The sequence below is a fragment of the Flavonifractor sp. An9 genome (assembly GCF_002161245.1).
Lineage (GTDB): Bacteria > Bacillota > Clostridia > Oscillospirales > Oscillospiraceae > Flavonifractor > Flavonifractor avicola.
This window is the reverse complement of record NZ_NFHC01000005.1, coordinates 77,807-91,806: the sequence shown is the minus strand read 5'-3', so window position 1 is coordinate 91,806 and position 14,000 is coordinate 77,807. Positions and strand designations below refer to the sequence as shown.

16 protein-coding genes and 1 other annotated feature are annotated in these 14,000 nt (G+C 59.9%); of the genes, 3 read left to right on the top strand and 13 right to left on the bottom strand.

Annotated elements, in window-relative coordinates; translation table 11 throughout:
- Window positions 1-14 precede the first annotated feature (14 nt).
- From B5G40_RS05385 to pyrB, 12 genes are all read right to left on the bottom strand, one after another.
- Entirely contained in the window at window positions 15-1,562 is a 1,548-nt protein-coding gene (locus tag B5G40_RS05385) for an XAC2610-related protein (protein WP_087398993.1), read from the bottom strand.
- Window positions 1,559-2,461, bottom strand: a complete 903-nt coding sequence (locus tag B5G40_RS05380; RefSeq protein WP_087398992.1) for a M56 family metallopeptidase — start codon at window positions 2,459-2,461, stop codon at window positions 1,559-1,561. Before B5G40_RS05380 ends, B5G40_RS05385 begins: the two co-directional genes overlap by 4 nt.
- Complete coding sequence (locus B5G40_RS05375; RefSeq protein ID WP_087398991.1) at window positions 2,458-2,832, bottom strand: BlaI/MecI/CopY family transcriptional regulator; 375 nt, start codon at window positions 2,830-2,832, stop codon at window positions 2,458-2,460. The genes B5G40_RS05380 and B5G40_RS05375 overlap by 4 nt, the downstream gene beginning before the upstream one ends.
- A gap of 129 nt (window positions 2,833-2,961) precedes the next feature.
- Entirely contained in the window at window positions 2,962-3,306 is a 345-nt protein-coding gene (locus tag B5G40_RS05370; RefSeq protein ID WP_242955335.1) for a serine proteinase, read from the bottom strand.
- Between the two features lie 98 nt (window positions 3,307-3,404).
- Entirely contained in the window at window positions 3,405-3,812 is a 408-nt protein-coding gene (locus tag B5G40_RS05365) for a GtrA family protein (protein ID WP_087266817.1), read from the bottom strand.
- Complete coding sequence (locus tag B5G40_RS05360) at window positions 3,796-4,761, bottom strand: glycosyltransferase family 2 protein (RefSeq protein WP_087398990.1); 966 nt, start codon at window positions 4,759-4,761, stop codon at window positions 3,796-3,798. The genes B5G40_RS05365 and B5G40_RS05360 overlap by 17 nt, the downstream gene beginning before the upstream one ends.
- A gap of 151 nt (window positions 4,762-4,912) precedes the next feature.
- Window positions 4,913-5,623 (bottom strand): sigma-70 family RNA polymerase sigma factor, encoded by a 711-nt coding sequence (locus tag B5G40_RS05355; RefSeq protein WP_087398989.1) that lies wholly within the window; start codon window positions 5,621-5,623, stop codon window positions 4,913-4,915.
- Window positions 5,620-6,063: an anti-sigma F factor gene (spoIIAB, locus tag B5G40_RS05350; protein ID WP_087328834.1), complete on the bottom strand. Its 444-nt coding sequence runs from the start codon at window positions 6,061-6,063 to the stop codon at window positions 5,620-5,622. Before spoIIAB ends, B5G40_RS05355 begins: the two co-directional genes overlap by 4 nt.
- A gap of 15 nt (window positions 6,064-6,078) precedes the next feature.
- Complete coding sequence (locus tag B5G40_RS05345) at window positions 6,079-6,384, bottom strand: STAS domain-containing protein (RefSeq protein WP_087266830.1); 306 nt, start codon at window positions 6,382-6,384, stop codon at window positions 6,079-6,081.
- 93 nt (window positions 6,385-6,477) lie between these two features.
- Entirely contained in the window at window positions 6,478-7,212 is a 735-nt protein-coding gene (locus B5G40_RS05340) for a hypothetical protein (protein WP_087398988.1), read from the bottom strand.
- Window positions 7,213-7,390: 178 nt separating this feature from the next.
- The gene (locus tag B5G40_RS05335; RefSeq protein ID WP_087398987.1) at window positions 7,391-10,024 is read right to left on the bottom strand and encodes a valine--tRNA ligase; all 2,634 of its coding nucleotides are present in this window, start codon (window positions 10,022-10,024) and stop codon (window positions 7,391-7,393) included.
- 46 nt (window positions 10,025-10,070) lie between these two features.
- Window positions 10,071-10,283, bottom strand: a binding site (T-box leader).
- A 43-nt stretch (window positions 10,284-10,326) separates the two neighbouring features.
- Complete coding sequence (gene pyrB, locus B5G40_RS05330) at window positions 10,327-11,385, bottom strand: aspartate carbamoyltransferase (protein ID WP_087187720.1); 1,059 nt, start codon at window positions 11,383-11,385, stop codon at window positions 10,327-10,329.
- A gap of 202 nt (window positions 11,386-11,587) precedes the next feature.
- Between pyrB and B5G40_RS05325 the strand changes: the two genes are divergently transcribed.
- Window positions 11,588-12,130, top strand: a complete 543-nt coding sequence (locus B5G40_RS05325) for a putative ABC transporter permease (protein ID WP_087388318.1) — start codon at window positions 11,588-11,590, stop codon at window positions 12,128-12,130.
- Window positions 12,131-12,174: 44 nt separating this feature from the next.
- Here B5G40_RS05325 and B5G40_RS05320 read toward each other — a convergent pair whose 3' ends face one another.
- Window positions 12,175-12,387, bottom strand: a complete 213-nt coding sequence (locus tag B5G40_RS05320) for a hypothetical protein (protein WP_087187718.1) — start codon at window positions 12,385-12,387, stop codon at window positions 12,175-12,177.
- Between the two features lie 117 nt (window positions 12,388-12,504).
- On the opposite strand from B5G40_RS05320, the gene B5G40_RS05315 reads away from it, so the two are divergent.
- Both B5G40_RS05315 and B5G40_RS05310 read left to right on the top strand, forming a co-directional pair.
- Complete coding sequence (locus B5G40_RS05315; RefSeq protein ID WP_087266844.1) at window positions 12,505-13,032, top strand: gamma carbonic anhydrase family protein; 528 nt, start codon at window positions 12,505-12,507, stop codon at window positions 13,030-13,032.
- Entirely contained in the window at window positions 13,029-13,886 is an 858-nt protein-coding gene (locus B5G40_RS05310; protein ID WP_087266847.1) for a hypothetical protein, read from the top strand. Before B5G40_RS05315 ends, B5G40_RS05310 begins: the two co-directional genes overlap by 4 nt.
- The last annotated feature ends 114 nt before the right edge of the window (window positions 13,887-14,000 follow it).

Genomic DNA, 14,000 nt, shown 5'->3' with positions numbered 1-14,000 from the left:
ATGGCCCTCCTCTCTCATGACCAGCTGAGCTGTCTGTAGCTGATTTGCTCCAGGGTACCGTCTTCAGTCCAGACATACACCGCCTCCTCCGGACGGCCCACATCCCCCCGGATGTGTTCCACCACCTGTCGGTTCTCCACGTCCAGGGTGGGATTGGAAAACAGGTAGGTGGAAAAGGAAAACCGGCTCGTCTCCTCGTCCCACAAGAACCACACATAGCTCACATTGTGGGGAAAGCTCGACTCCGCCAGCAGGCCCAAATCGGGGGAACCGTCAAAATTCAGGTCCCGGATATCCGGCTCCCCAATATTGGGGTCCCGGATCAGAAACAGGCCCTGGTAGAAGCTGTCCGGCGTATACACATCGTCCTCCACCGCCATGAACTGAAGCGGTGTGTCACCCTCATAGACCCGGATCTGCTCGATTGCCAGACAATAGGGCTGCTGGTCCAGCGGCTCCAGTTCCAGCTCCAGGGACAGGTTTCTCCCGGTGGCAGTGGTCATGGTAATCCGCTCGGTCTCCACCTGCCGGTTTTCCTCCGACAGGGCCTGCCGCACCTCCTCCTCGCTCCCTGTGACCACCCGGATGAGATTGGGCCAGAGCTGCTCCTCACCACTCCAGAACGTGGGGCAGAGCAGCACCTCCATTCCCAGCCACTCCTCTCCCGTCAAAACAGAGCAGGCCAGCAGGGTGTACCGCTGTCCGCACAGGGTCTCCTCCCCCGGCGTCACCTGGACGATCTGCCACTGGGCGGAGGTATTGCTGGCCTGCCAGGGGTTATCCTGGTCTCTGGTGCGGCTCTCCACAACCCTGCGCAGCTCATTCATAACCCGCTCAGGGGCATGGTACCCCCCCGTCAGCTGGAGCCGCTCCCGAAAGGACCATTGGGGACCCTGGCCATACAGGCGCCAGTTATCCGCACCCTGAAAGATCTCTACCCCGCCGGGACAGGGCAGGGGTATTTGATCCTCCCAGTAGTTCTGGTACTCCATCCAGACCTGGGCGTCCTCCTGCCGCAGATCCCCCTTCATGGGCCAGACCCAGGTAAAGTCGGTGCCGTCAAAGGCCAGCAGGCCCCCCTCTCCATAGGTGTAACCCTGCCCTCCGCCGTTGACGGTGTAGAGGAGATAGTCCACATCGTCCTTTCGGAAGGTGGAAACCTGGGGTCTTCCGCCGCTGGAGGTGGCGGAAAACACCGGCCCAGTAAGCTGGCCCCGGTCATCCTCTACGCCGATGACCAGGGCACAGTGGGGATAGTCGTCGTAAAAATGGCCGGCTACCAGGGTGCCCCCCTGGCCCTGGATACAGGCCAGCTCCTCCCGCTGAGGTTTCCCATCAAAACTGACCTCAGCGGCATCATACAGGGCATCCAGCCGCTGCTCCTGGCCAACCTGGGCACGGCAGGCCACCAGGGAGCCGCACAGGCCGATGGCAAATCCCACCGCCATCACCAGGGCCAGGGCGGGCCGTCTGTGCTTGACAAAGAGATTGCGGACCCGTCCTTCGGTCTCCCTGGCCGAGCCGCTCATGGCTGTGGACAGCCGGGTCTTTGGTAATGTCATGCTTTCTCCTTTCTCAGGGCAGCCACGGCCTGCAAAATCGCTCTGCCGTAGGCGGCGTGTTCCTCCTGGGGCAGCCGCTTCAGGGCCCCCTCGTCGCAGGCCAGCTCAGTGTCCCGCTCCACGGAGCGCACCATCAGCCACACCAGTGGATTGAACCAGTGGACGGCGTTCACCCACAGCACCAGGGTTTTCAGCCAGATGTCCCGGCGGCGGTAGTGGATCAGCTCATGGAGCAGGGCGTAGCGCAAGCTCTCACCTCCGGTCTCCTCCGGCAGCAGCAGCACCGGCCTGAACAGCCCCGCCAGCATAGGTACCGCCAGACCGGGACACAGCCGCAACATGGGCCTGCGGTGGAGGGAGAGGCTGTCGCACAGGCCGTTGAACAGGCGGATAGTGCCCGCATCCTCCACCGGGCGGCACCACCGGGCCAGGTATCTTTTAAACCGGAAATGGGCTATGAGATTCCACCCCAGCACTGCCGCACCACCGGTTACCCATAGGGCCAGCAGAATACCGCCCACCGTGATGGGGGCGGGCTGGGTCTGCTCTGTGGGCAGAACCTCGGGCGCAGGGGTGGAGACCGGGACAGACGAGGGTGCCGCAGATGGAGCCGCCGTCTGAACCGGCTGGGAGGGCTGAGCCGCACTGGGCCGGGGTGTCCGCATCGGCTGGTAGATCACCCGGTCCGGCGGCACCTGGATCTGTATGGGAGCGGTCTCTGCCCCGGCGGGCAGCAGCGGCAGGGGGACCGCCAGTCGGAGGGCCAGCAGCAGCCAGGCCCAGCATCGCCACCGGGCGCCGTACCGTCCCCGGGTCAGTTTGGCCAACACCACCAACAGCAGGATTACCGCCCCGCCTCCCAGGCTCACGCCCGCCATGGAGGTCAAAAAGTCTGTCATCTCTGCTTCTCCCCGCTCAGTTCATCCAACAGATCCCGCAGATCGTCCAGATCCCGCTCCTCCAGGCCGTTCTTGGCCAGAGCCGCCAGGAAATTGCGGGGGGAGCTGCCGTACAGTTTGGACAGTACCGCCTGACTGTCAAAGGCCAGGTAGTCCTCCCGGCTGACCAGCGGGGTGTACAGGTTGCTCTTCCCCTCCCGGCGAACGGCTACAAAGCCCTTCTCCACCAGGCGGGTTAAATAGGTATTCACCGTATTGGAAGCCCAGCAAAAGCCTTCCAAGGCAGTCTCCAAGGCGGAGCGCGGAGTATCCGGCCCGGAGGCCCACAGGGCCTTCATCACTTCTAACTCAGTATCGGGCAGTCGTTTCATCTCTATCACCAACTTCATTTGTAGTGGATATCATTATACTACATTTGAAGTAGATATTTGTCCAGTTACAATCCAGTTACAGGGCATAAGAAAAGCCCTCCGCCGAACCGGCGGAGGGCTTTGGTTATTTTATTCCTCGGTATGGTCGCGGGCAGCCTGAGCGGCTGCCTGGGAAATATCCTCGTCAGACAGGGTCCCGTCCTTCTTGATCTGAGCGATACGGGCCTTGTTCTCCTCAATGTTGATCTTGGCGGTGGTGATCCGCTGGCAGAGGGCGGCGTAGCCCGGCTCCGGCGCACCTCCCCGCTCGGCATAGTAGAGCTTGCCGATCTCCAGATAGGCCTTGCGGATGGCGTCCTCCTCTCCGGAATTGTTGAGGGACAGCTTGGTGATCTCCATCAGCTGCTTGGACTTGGCCATGCCGGCCCGACCCAGGTCGGTGGCTTTATCCTTCAAATCGTCAAAAAAGGCCATTTTCCTACCTCCTTGCGGTATAGTGGCTGAAATGCTGGCCCTATTCTACCCCCATTTCCCGGCGGACGCAAGAGAACGCCGGGGGATTTCACATAAATTTAATGCTTCTTTTTCTGGAAGGCAAAGAACCGCTGGCCGAAATAATTGAGGATGGTGTACAAGGCCATACCGCCCAGCTTGGTGAGGCGCTCTTGCCAGATGGGATCCATGCCGGTATTACCCAGCACCCAACCGGCGATGGGCTGGGCCAGGGCATAGGCAATCACATAGCACACCGCCACGTTGATGGCAAACTTTACCGCTGAGCGCAGGAAGGTCTCCTCGCTATGGAAGGTAAAGTGGCGGTTGAGGAAAAAGCTCATCACTGCACCCGCCACATAGGCGATGGCGGTGGAGGGCCAGTAGCCCAGCCCCTCCAGCAGGAACATGAGCACCATGGACAGCAGGGTGTTGCCCACCCCCACCAGCAGGAACTTGGGGATGGAATTATCAATCAGCTTTGCCATGCTTGTCCTCCAATACCTCACGGATCAGGAAGCGGGGCCGCTCCTTAGTCTCCAGATAGACCTTGCCGATGTACTCACCAATGACGCCCAAAGAGAGCAGGATCAGTCCCCCGATGGCCCACACGGAGCAGATCAGACTGGCCCAGCCCAAAATGGTCTCACCCATGGCCCAGCGGACGATGGAGTAGATGAGCATGGCGATACTCACCAGAAACACCAGGAAACCCAAACCGGTGATCATGCGGATGGGCTTCACCGACAGGGAGGTGATGCCCTCCATGGCAAAGGAGAGCATCTTTTTCAGGGGGTACTTGCTCTCACCGGCAAAGCGCTCTCCCCGCTCATACTCCACAGTGCCGGTGCGGTAGCCGATCATGGGCACGATCCCCCGGAGGAACAGGTTGACTTCCTTGAACTCCGCCAGCCCCTCCAGGGCCCGGCGGGACATAAGGCGGTAGTCGGCGTGGTTGAACACCGTCTCCGCCCCCATGGAGTTCATCAGCCTGTAAAAGCCCTCGGCGGTAAAGCGCTTGAAGAAGGTGTCTTTCTTCCGGGAAGAGCGCACGCCATATACGATGTCACACCCGGCATAATACTGCTCCACCATGGCGTCCACCGCATCGATGTCGTCCTGGAGGTCGGCGTCCATGGAGATGGCCATGTCGCACCGCTCCTTGGCGGTCATCAGCCCTGCCAACAGGGCGTTCTGATGGCCCCGGTTGCGGCTCAGGTCCACGCCGGAGAAGATGGGGCTGCTCTGGTGCAGCTCCTCAATGAGCTGCCAGGTCTTGTCCTTGGAACCGTCGTTGACAAAAAGAACCCGGCTCTCCCGGGAAATAGTTCCGGCAGCCATCAGGGCCTCCAGCTTTTCTTTCAGCCTGCGTGAGGTCTCTGGCAGCACTTCTTCTTCGTTGTAGCAGGGAACGACAATATAAAGAATATCTTCCATATCAATCCATCTTCCTTGCGTTTTTTGTTCTGTTTGGTCATTATACTCCCTTTGGACGAGAAAAACCACCATGAAGTTCCTCTCATCCAAACAAAGTCATGCTCAGCACAGGACAAATACACGCCAGCCTCCCTCAGCTTGTCCGCATCCCTCACTCCTCCAGTCTCTTTCGCAGCCGCTCCACCGCCCGGCGCTCAATGCGGGATACCTGGACCTGGCTCACCCCCAGCATCCGGGCCGCCCGGTCCTGAGTCATACCCCGGTAGTAGCGCAGCAGGATCACCTGCTGCTCCCGGTCAGGCAGGGCGGCGATGGCGGTACGCAGGGCCTCACGCTCCACGATACCCTCCTCGATACCCTCGGTGCCCAACACACTCTCCAGGGTCAGGCCGTCCCCCGTCTCCATCTGGAGGGAGGCCACCGGCAGCCCCGCCTCCTCAGCGGCTGCAATCTCCTCCGGCTCCAGCCCGGTGGCCTCGGACAGCTGGGACAAGGTGGGTTCCCGGCCCAGGGAGGCCGACAGCCGTTCCCTGGCCGCCCGGATGGCCATCCCCCGCTCTTTCAGACCGCGGCTGACTTTAATAGCGCCGTCGTCCCGCAGGTAGCGCCGGATCTCACCGGCGATCTTGGGCACGGCATAGGTGGAGAACTGACAGCCAAAGGCGGGATCGAAGCCCCGCACCGCCTTCACAAAGCCCAGGCAACCCAGTTGATACAGGTCCTCCGGCTCCACTCCCCGGCCGTAGTAGCGGCGCACAATGGACCAGATCAGCCCACCATTCTCCTCAATGAGCCTGGCACAGGCCTCGTTGTCCCCCCGGCGGGCCTCCTCCAGCAGGTCGGGGGTATCCGCCACATTCATTGCGCCCCTCCCAGCCGGCGGGAGATCCTGCGGCGCATGGTCACCACCGTTCCCTTCCCCGGGGTGGAGCGTACCTTCACTCCGTCCATAAAACTCTCCATAATGGTAAAGCCCATACCGCTGCGCTCCTCTCCGCCGGTGGTAAACATGGGGCGTCGGGCCTGCTCCACATCGGAGATGCCCACGCCCTTATCCTTGATCTGGATCTCCAGGGTGTGATCCTCAAAGAGCCGCAGCCGCATCTGGACCAGCCCCAGCTTGTCCGGATAGGCGTGGACGATGCAGTTGGTTACTCCCTCGCTCACCGCCGTCTTGATGTCATTGATCTCCTCCAGGGTGGGGTCCAGCTGAGCGGCAAAGCAGGCCGCCGTGGTACGGGCAAAGCCCTCGTTGGCCGACCGGCTGAGAAAGACCACCGTGGCCTCATTCATCGGTTTCATTATGTACTTCCTCCGTCATTCAAATTTGATCAACCGGTCCAGCCCGGCTGCCCGAAGCACCTTGCCTGCCTGCTCAGGCACATGGACCACCTCCATGGTCCCTTCCAGCTCGCTCATCCGTCGGCTGGCCCGCAGCAGTACGGCGATCCCCGAACTATCCATAAAGCTGACGCCCCCCAGATCCACCGTCAGATGACGGGGCATGGTCAGGTCGATCTGCCGTACCAACTCGCCTAAAATCTGTCTGGCCCGGTGGTGGTCCACCTCGCCGTCAATGGCCGCGTACAGCGCCCGATTCTCTGCTTTGCAGGTCACTGCCATGGCATATCCCCCCTGTACAAAAAAATCGCAGTATACCAATTTTTGGTATACTGCGATCCTATCACAGATGGGGTATATATTTTGTCGAAGGACTCACCGGACCAGGGAAAAATCGGTAAAGATCCACTTCTCCCCCACTTTTTCGTAGGGGAAGTCAAACGTCAGGGTATCCACCACCGCGCCGTCCTGCTCCGGGTCCAGCACTTCCACCGTCACCCGGACGGTACAGCGGTTTGGGTCTCCGTCCCGCAGGACCTGGGTCGTCTCGGCACCCCTGGTGATGTCGGTGCCCCGGCCGCCGTCCTGGACGTAGAGGACGCCGTCGATGTCCACATACTGGGTTCCGTCATAAGGCAGCAGCTTTTCCACCAGATCGTCGGAAAAGAGGCTCTTGAGGTAACCCCGCAGGCTGACCGTGCTGTCAATGCCGGGATAGTCTACCCGATAATAGGTGGCACCGTCTACCTCGCGGCTGTCCGTTTCATCAAAGGTCATGGGCTCCACCTGGAACCACCAGAAGGCCTGCACCGCCGCCCGGTAGGCGGACAATACCTCCTCATCGTTAGGTCCGTCATAGGCCGTGGGGGTAGGCGAAGGCTCCGCAGAGGGCTCCGGCTCCACAGAGGCCGTAGGTTCCGGCATAACAGTGGGCTGGGCCGTTGGGATGGGTGAGGGCTCCGCGGAGGGGGTAGGTTCGGCGCTCTGCTCCACCTCAGGCGTGGATGCGGCACTGGGCAGCGCGGTAGATACCGCCCTGGTATCCTGACAGGACCCGGTACATCCGCCCAGCAGCAGCAACACCGCCAGCAATGGGATCAGTCTTTTCAACGCTCCAACCTCCTTTCCACGGCCTGGGTCAAACTGGGCCGTACAATATTACTGTACATTTTATCCGATTCTGCTCTGGAGCACAACCACAGTTGTGTAACAAAGTATGACAATATGGGCACAGAAACGCCGCCATCCGCGTTCGATGGCGGCGTTTCTCTGTTTTTCGAGAATTTTATCAGCCCAGCGCAGCCGCAGATTCTTCCAGCTTGACCAGCAGAGCCTTCAGCTTATTCGCCCGCTCCCGCTCGGCCTCCACTACCTGGGCGGGGGCCTTGTTTACAAAGCCGGGGTTATTCAGCTTGGTCTCCAGCTTGTCCAGCTCCTTGCGGTTCTTGTCCAGCTCCTTCTGGATGCGGGCCTTCTCCTTCTCCAGATCCACCAGCTCAGCCAGGGGCAGATACAGCCGGGCCGCATGGGTGGCGATGGTCACCATACCCTGGGTGTCCACCGTATCGGTGGCCTCCACCACCTTCACGTCGCTGGCATAGGCCAGACGCTTCAGGAAGGGAGTGCCCTGGTGGAACACAGCCTGCTCCAGAGTGGAGACGGTGAGCTGTGCCTTCTTGGAGGGGGGCACGTTCATCTCGGCCCGACGGGCACGGATGGCCCGAATGGCGTCCATGATGAGCTCCATAGCCTTCTCTTCCTCGGGGAAGTCCAGGTTGGCGTGGTGCTCCGGCCACTGCTGGAGCATCAGGTAGTCGCCCTCATGGGGCAGGGCCTGCCAGATTTCCTCGGTGATGAAGGGCATAAAGGGATGGAGCAGCTTGAGGATCTGGGTGAGCACATAGCACAGCACCTGCTGAGCCCGCACCTTGGAGTCCTCGTCCTCGCCCTGGAGGCGGGTCTTGGTCAGCTCGATATACCAGTCGCAGTAGGAATCCCAGATGAAGTCGTACACCTTCTGGGCGGCCACGCCCAGCTCGTAGCGCTCCATGTTCTCCGTGATCTCGGGGATGACGCTGTTCAGCTTGGACAGGATCCACTTGTCCTCCAGCTCCAGCTTCTCAGGCAGCTCGCACTTGTCGATGGTCAGGTTCATCATCAGGAAGCGGGAAGCGTTCCAGATCTTGTTGGCGAAGTTGCGCATGGCCTCGCACCGCTCGGTGTAGAAGCGCATATCGTTTCCGGGGGAGTTGCCGGTCACCAGGTTGAAGCGCAGGGCGTCGGCGCCGTACTGGTTGGCCATCTCCAGGGGATCAATGCCGTTGCCCAGGGACTTGGACATCTTGCGGCCCTTGTCGTCCCGCACCAGACCGTGGATGAACACGGTGTGGAAGGGGGGCTTGCCGGTATGCTCACAGCCGGAGAAGATCATGCGGGCCACCCAGAAGAAGATGATGTCGTAGCCGGTGACCAGCACGTCGGTGGGATAGAAATACTTGTAGTCCTCGGTCTCCTCAGGCCAGCCCAGGGTGGAGAAGGGCCACAGGGCAGAGGAAAACCAGGTATCCAGCACGTCCTCCTCCTGCTTGATGTTGTGGGAATGGCAGTGCTCGCACTCGGTGGGATCGTCCTCGGACACGGTGATGTGGCCGCACTCCTGGCAGCTCCAGGCGGGGATCTGGTGGCCCCACCACAGCTGGCGGGAGATACACCAGTCATGAACGTTCTCCATCCAGTTGGTGTAGATCTTGGAGAAGCGGTCGGGGACGAACTTGACCTCACCCTCGTTGACCACCCGCAGGGCCTCCTCGGCCAGGGGCTTCATCTTGACAAACCACTGGGCGGAGATGAGAGGCTCCACGTCGTTGTGGCAGCGGTAGCAGGTACCAACGTTGTGCTGGTGGGGCTCCACCTTGACCAGATACCCCTGCTCCTCCAGGTCGGCCACAATGGCCTTCCGGGCCTCGTAGCGGTCCATGCCGGAGTAGCGGCCGTAGCCCTCCACCACCTTGCCGTTGTCGTCCAGCACACGGATGGTCTCCAGGTTCTGCCGCAGGCCCACCTCAAAGTCGTTGGGGTCGTGGGCGGGAGTCATCTTCACGCATCCGGTGCCGAACTCCATGTCCACATACTCGTCGGCCACGATGGGCATCTCACGGCCCACCAGGGGCAGAATGCACTTTTTGCCCACAATGTCCTTGTACCGCTCGTCGTTGGGGTTGACCGCCACGCCGGTGTCGCCCAGCATGGTCTCGGGCCGGGTGGTGGCCACGATGACGTACCGGCCCTCCTCTCCCTGGATGGGGTAGCGGATGTGCCAGAAGTTGCCCGGCTTGTCCTGATACTCCACCTCGGCGTCACTGAGGGCAGTGACGCAGTGGGGGCACCAGTTGATGATGCGGGAACCCTTGTAGATCAGGCCCTTCTTGTACAGGGACACGAACACATGGCGGACGGCCTTGCTGAGGCCCTCGTCCATGGTGAACCGGGCACGGGACCAGTCGCAGGAGGCGCCCAGCTTCTTCTGCTGCTCCACAATGCGGTTGCCGTACTTGTGCTTCCAGTCCCACACCCGCTCCAGGAATTTCTCCCGGCCCAGGTCGTAGCGGGACAGACCCTCGTTCTTGCGCAGCTCCTCCTCCACCTTGATCTGGGTGGCGATGCCGGCGTGGTCGGTGCCGGGCACCCACAGGGCGGCGTAGCCCTGCATCCGCTTGAAGCGGATCAGGATATCCTGGAGGGTGGAGTCCATGGCGTGGCCCATGTGGAGCTGGCCGGTGACGTTGGGGGGCGGCATGACGATGGTGAAGGGCTTTTTATCGGGATCACGGTGGCCCTCAAAGCAGCCGTTTTTCTCCCACATCTCGTAGACGCGGCCCTCCACCTCCTGGGGTTCATAGACCTTGGGAAGTTCTTTCTTCATCTGTTACACTCCTTTTCGGGGCAAAAAAGGTTCGCCCCAAGCTGTTGCTCAGGGCGAACCTGTTAGTCCGCGGTACCACCTGAATTTCCTCAAATGAGGACACTCATTGCCTCTGTAACGGGAGGATTCCGCCGCCCCCTACTGTGGTTCAGGGGCAGAGCTCTGGGACGACCTTCCCCCCACCGCCGGAGAGCCTTGCACCAAACCGGCTCCTCTCTGTACCTTTCGCGGGGGTACTCCTTCCCATCTTAGCCTTTGGGACATAGTATATGCACTTTTCGGGAAAATGTCAAGCCTCTGGCTTACCGCAGTTCCTTGTCGCAGTAAGCGCAGCAATCCACGCCGCCGTTCTGCTTCACCAGGGGGGGCAGATAGTGCTCGGTCTGGGTGATGCAGTTGGGGTTGGAGCACACCGGCTTGGTACCGATCTCCACCGCGCCGGGGCTCATACGGTCCTGATTGGCCAGGTCGGTGAGCAGCGCCATACGGGCATACATACCATAGCGGGCCTGTTCAAAGTAGACCGCCCGGGGATCGTCATCCACGTCGATGGCGATCTCGTCCACACGGGGCAGGGGATGCATCACCAGCAGGTCCTTCCGGGCCCGGTCCAGCTTCCGGCGGGTGAGGACGTAAATGCCCTTGCACCGCTCGTACTCCAGGGGGTCCACAAAGCGCTCCCGCTGGATACGGGTCATATAGAGCACATCCAGCTGGGGAATGACGGCCTCCAGGCCGGTGACCTCGGTAAACCACATATCATTCTCCCGCATGAAGGCTCGCATATATTCGGGCACCGCCAGCTCACGGGGCGCAATGAGGAAGAATTTGATGCCCTTGAACTTGGCCAGAGCCTTGATGAGGGAGTGAACGGTACGGCCGTTCTTCAGGTCACCGCACAGGCCCACGGACAGACCGTCCACACCGCCCCGCAGGCGGGTGATGGTGGTCAGGTCGGCGGTGGTCTGGGTGGGGTGCATATGGCCGCCGTCGCCGGCGTTGATCACCGGTACATCAGAGTAAAGAGAAGCAGCCTTGGCGGCGCCCTCCTTGGGGTTACGCATGACCACCACATCGGCGTAGCCGGACACCATCTTGATGGTGTCCTTCAGGGTCTCGCCCTTGGCGGTTGAGGTAGATTTAGGATCGGCAAAGCCGAACACGGTACCGCCCACCCGCAGCATAGCGGTCTGGAAGGAAAAGTTGGTGCGGGTAGAGGGCTCATAGAACAGGCTGGCCATCACCCGCCCCCGGCAGGCGTCCATAAAATCGGCGGGGTGGTCCATAATATCACTGCACCGCTGGTACAGGGAATCCCACTCCGCCCTTGACAGGTCTCCAAAGTCGATCAAATGCCGCATGACGCTTCATTTCCCCTTTTGAATTTTTTCTATCGTATCATATTCCCCCCCGTTCCGGCAAGAGCAGAATGGACAAATTTCCTACTTTTTTCCCACTTCTCCTTGACATCTACGCCGTTCAATCTGCCCGGCTCTGTGTAAAGACTGACAGGTATCCTTTGCTCAGGTTATGCCCACACTAAAAAGCAAAGGAGGCTATGCCATGTCGCTGTTTTGGATCTTTCTAATTTATAGCTTTGTCGGCTTTCTCATCGAGGTAGGCTATGCCCGGCTGAGTGGTGAATCCAAGCAGGACCGGAAGTGCCGCCTGCTTCTTCCCATCTGCCCGGTCTATGGGCTGGGCGCGCTGGGTCTGCTCCTGCTGCCGGAGCGTGTACGGGCTCAGCCTCTTCTGCTGTTCCCCGCCGCGGTTCTGATCTGTACGGCGGCAGAGCTTCTGGCGGGTCTTTTTTATGAAAAAGTCTTTCTGGTGTCCTTCTGGGATTACTCCCATTTGCCCCTGCATCTGGGCCGGCACATCTGCCTCCGTTTCTCCCTGTACTGGGGCGCATTGACTCTGGCCCTCTATTATTTGCTCCATCCAACGATTGCCTGGCTGGCTGCCGCCATTCCAACCTGGGCCACACCACCCGCTGCGGCTTTGTTGTGCGTAGATACGGTACTCACCGCCCTTCTGCTGCGCCGAACACGGGATACCGGTTCTCTACGCTGGTATGTCCGGCTGTTCCGACGAAAGCCAGCGTGAAAAACGCCCCCTTTCAGATTTTTGTATCTGAAAGGGGGCGTCCCTCATGCCCGTCTCAGGTCATTCAGAGTCTCGTCAATCTTCTTCTGGGATACGTAAGCCTGGGCTACCGAGAGGATCTGCTCCAGGGTGATGGAGCGGGCAGCCCCCAGGATGGGATGCTTGAAGAGCATAGGGAACCGGCGCTGAAGCACCGCCCGGCTGCCCGGATGGTCCAGCAGCTCCCCTACTGTAATCTGATTGCGTTTGAGTTCCATGCGCTCACCTCCAACCCAGTCTATGCACCAGTGACGCAGATTTGACTTGCGGGCTGATGTGGGGCAGGCTATAATGGTGTGCATACCATATATCCGGATAAGGAGGCCCCACTTTCTATGATCCATTCTCTGGATAACCATGTTCCTCAGCTCCACCCGGAGGCCAGAATCGCCGCCAATGCCACCCTTGTGGGCAAGGTATCTGTCGGCCCCGCTGCCAGCATCTGGTACGGCGCGGTTCTGCGGGGCGATGAGTGCTCCATCCGCCTGGGCGCAGGCTCCAACGTGCAGGACCAGGCGGTGGTCCACGGCGACCCGGACTTTCCCACTGTCATCGGTCGGGATGTAACTGTAGGCCACGGCGCCATCCTCCATGGATGCACAATAGAAGACGGATGCCTCATCGGTATGGGCGCCATCCTGCTCAACGGCTGCGTCATCGGTGCAGGCAGTCTGGTGGCGGCCGGGGCGCTGGTCACCCAGAACACGGTAATCCCGCCAGGCAGCCTGGTGATGGGTTCCCCTGCCAAAGCGGTCCGGCCCCTGCGCCCGGATGAGCAGGAATCCCTGCCCCACTCCGCCCAGCTCTATCGGGAGCTGTCTGCGGCCCAACTTCCCGCTGTCGGTCAGGAGGTAACAACATGAAAAAAGAGCATCACCCCAAGGGACAGCGCCGACAGGCGCTGAAAGAAGAGGTAAAGGCCAAACCCGGTGTGACCGCAGTCTATATCATTCTCCGGGCCCTGGTTATTGTGGCCATCGTGGCCCAGTCCTTCAAGGGTAATTTTGAGAACGTGTTTCTGTGTGTTCTCACCCTGTTTCTCTTTACGCTGCCTTCCTTCCTGGAGCGCACCATTCGTGTGGAGATTCCGGACACGCTGGAAATTATCATCTTACTTTTCATCTTTGCCGCAGAAATCCTTGGTGAGATCCAAGCCTACTACATCCAGTATCCCTACTGGGACACCATGCTTCATACCCTCAACGGTTTCCTGTGCGCTGCCATCGGCTTCTCTCTGCTGGACATCCTCAACCGGAATGAAAAACTAAAATTCAGCCTCTCTCCGGTCTATCTGGCTGTGGTAGCCTTTTGCTTCTCTATGACCATCGGCGTGCTTTGGGAGTTCTTTGAGTTCTCGATGGACCAGCTCTTCCTGCTGGATATGCAGAAGGATACCGTGGTCAATTCCATTGGCTCGGTGATGCTGGACCCCACCGGAGGCAATCACCCTGTCTCCATCAAACATATTACAGATGTGATTGTGGTCACTGCCGACGGCGCCCAGCAATCTCTGGGGCTGGGCGGCTATCTGGACATCGGCATTATCGACACTATGAAGGATCTGTTCGTGAATTTTATTGGCGCTGTGGTCTTTTCCACCATCGGCTTCTTTTATGTGAAAAACCGCGGCAAGGGCAAATTTGCTCCCCAGTTTATCCCCACTGTGGTGGACGATGTGGAAACAACGGCAGATCAGGACGATCCCACACAGAATTAAGCTGCTTTTACTCCTCTGTTTTTCCACCTACTCTCCCCTTTTGGCAGATTTTTTTACTACATACCTGCATAGAGTTCCTCCATTCCGCCCATACTAGGAGCGTACCACGGTAAC

Bases quoted from the DNA above. Each gene is read 5' to 3' on its own strand.
- B5G40_RS05385 (WP_087398993.1), bottom strand. From the start codon at position 1,562: ATGACATTACCAAAGACCCGGCTGTCCACAGCCATGAGCGGCTCGGCC.
- B5G40_RS05380 (WP_087398992.1), bottom strand. From the start codon at position 2,461: ATGACAGACTTTTTGACCTCCATGGCGGGCGTGAGCCTGGGAGGCGGG.
- B5G40_RS05375 (WP_087398991.1), bottom strand. From the start codon at position 2,832: ATGAAACGACTGCCCGATACTGAGTTAGAAGTGATGAAGGCCCTGTGG.
- B5G40_RS05370 (WP_242955335.1), bottom strand. From the start codon at position 3,306: ATGGCCTTTTTTGACGATTTGAAGGATAAAGCCACCGACCTGGGTCGG.
- B5G40_RS05365 (WP_087266817.1), bottom strand. From the start codon at position 3,812: ATGGCAAAGCTGATTGATAATTCCATCCCCAAGTTCCTGCTGGTGGGG.
- B5G40_RS05360 (WP_087398990.1), bottom strand. From the start codon at position 4,761: ATGGAAGATATTCTTTATATTGTCGTTCCCTGCTACAACGAAGAAGAA.
- B5G40_RS05355 (WP_087398989.1), bottom strand. From the start codon at position 5,623: ATGAATGTGGCGGATACCCCCGACCTGCTGGAGGAGGCCCGCCGGGGG.
- spoIIAB (WP_087328834.1), bottom strand. From the start codon at position 6,063: ATGAAACCGATGAATGAGGCCACGGTGGTCTTTCTCAGCCGGTCGGCC.
- B5G40_RS05345 (WP_087266830.1), bottom strand. From the start codon at position 6,384: ATGGCAGTGACCTGCAAAGCAGAGAATCGGGCGCTGTACGCGGCCATT.
- B5G40_RS05335 (WP_087398987.1), bottom strand. From the start codon at position 10,024: ATGAAGAAAGAACTTCCCAAGGTCTATGAACCCCAGGAGGTGGAGGGC.
- pyrB (WP_087187720.1), bottom strand. From the start codon at position 11,385: ATGCGGCATTTGATCGACTTTGGAGACCTGTCAAGGGCGGAGTGGGAT.
- B5G40_RS05325 (WP_087388318.1), top strand. From the start codon at position 11,588: ATGTCGCTGTTTTGGATCTTTCTAATTTATAGCTTTGTCGGCTTTCTC.
- B5G40_RS05320 (WP_087187718.1), bottom strand. From the start codon at position 12,387: ATGGAACTCAAACGCAATCAGATTACAGTAGGGGAGCTGCTGGACCAT.
- B5G40_RS05315 (WP_087266844.1), top strand. From the start codon at position 12,505: ATGATCCATTCTCTGGATAACCATGTTCCTCAGCTCCACCCGGAGGCC.
- B5G40_RS05310 (WP_087266847.1), top strand. From the start codon at position 13,029: ATGAAAAAAGAGCATCACCCCAAGGGACAGCGCCGACAGGCGCTGAAA.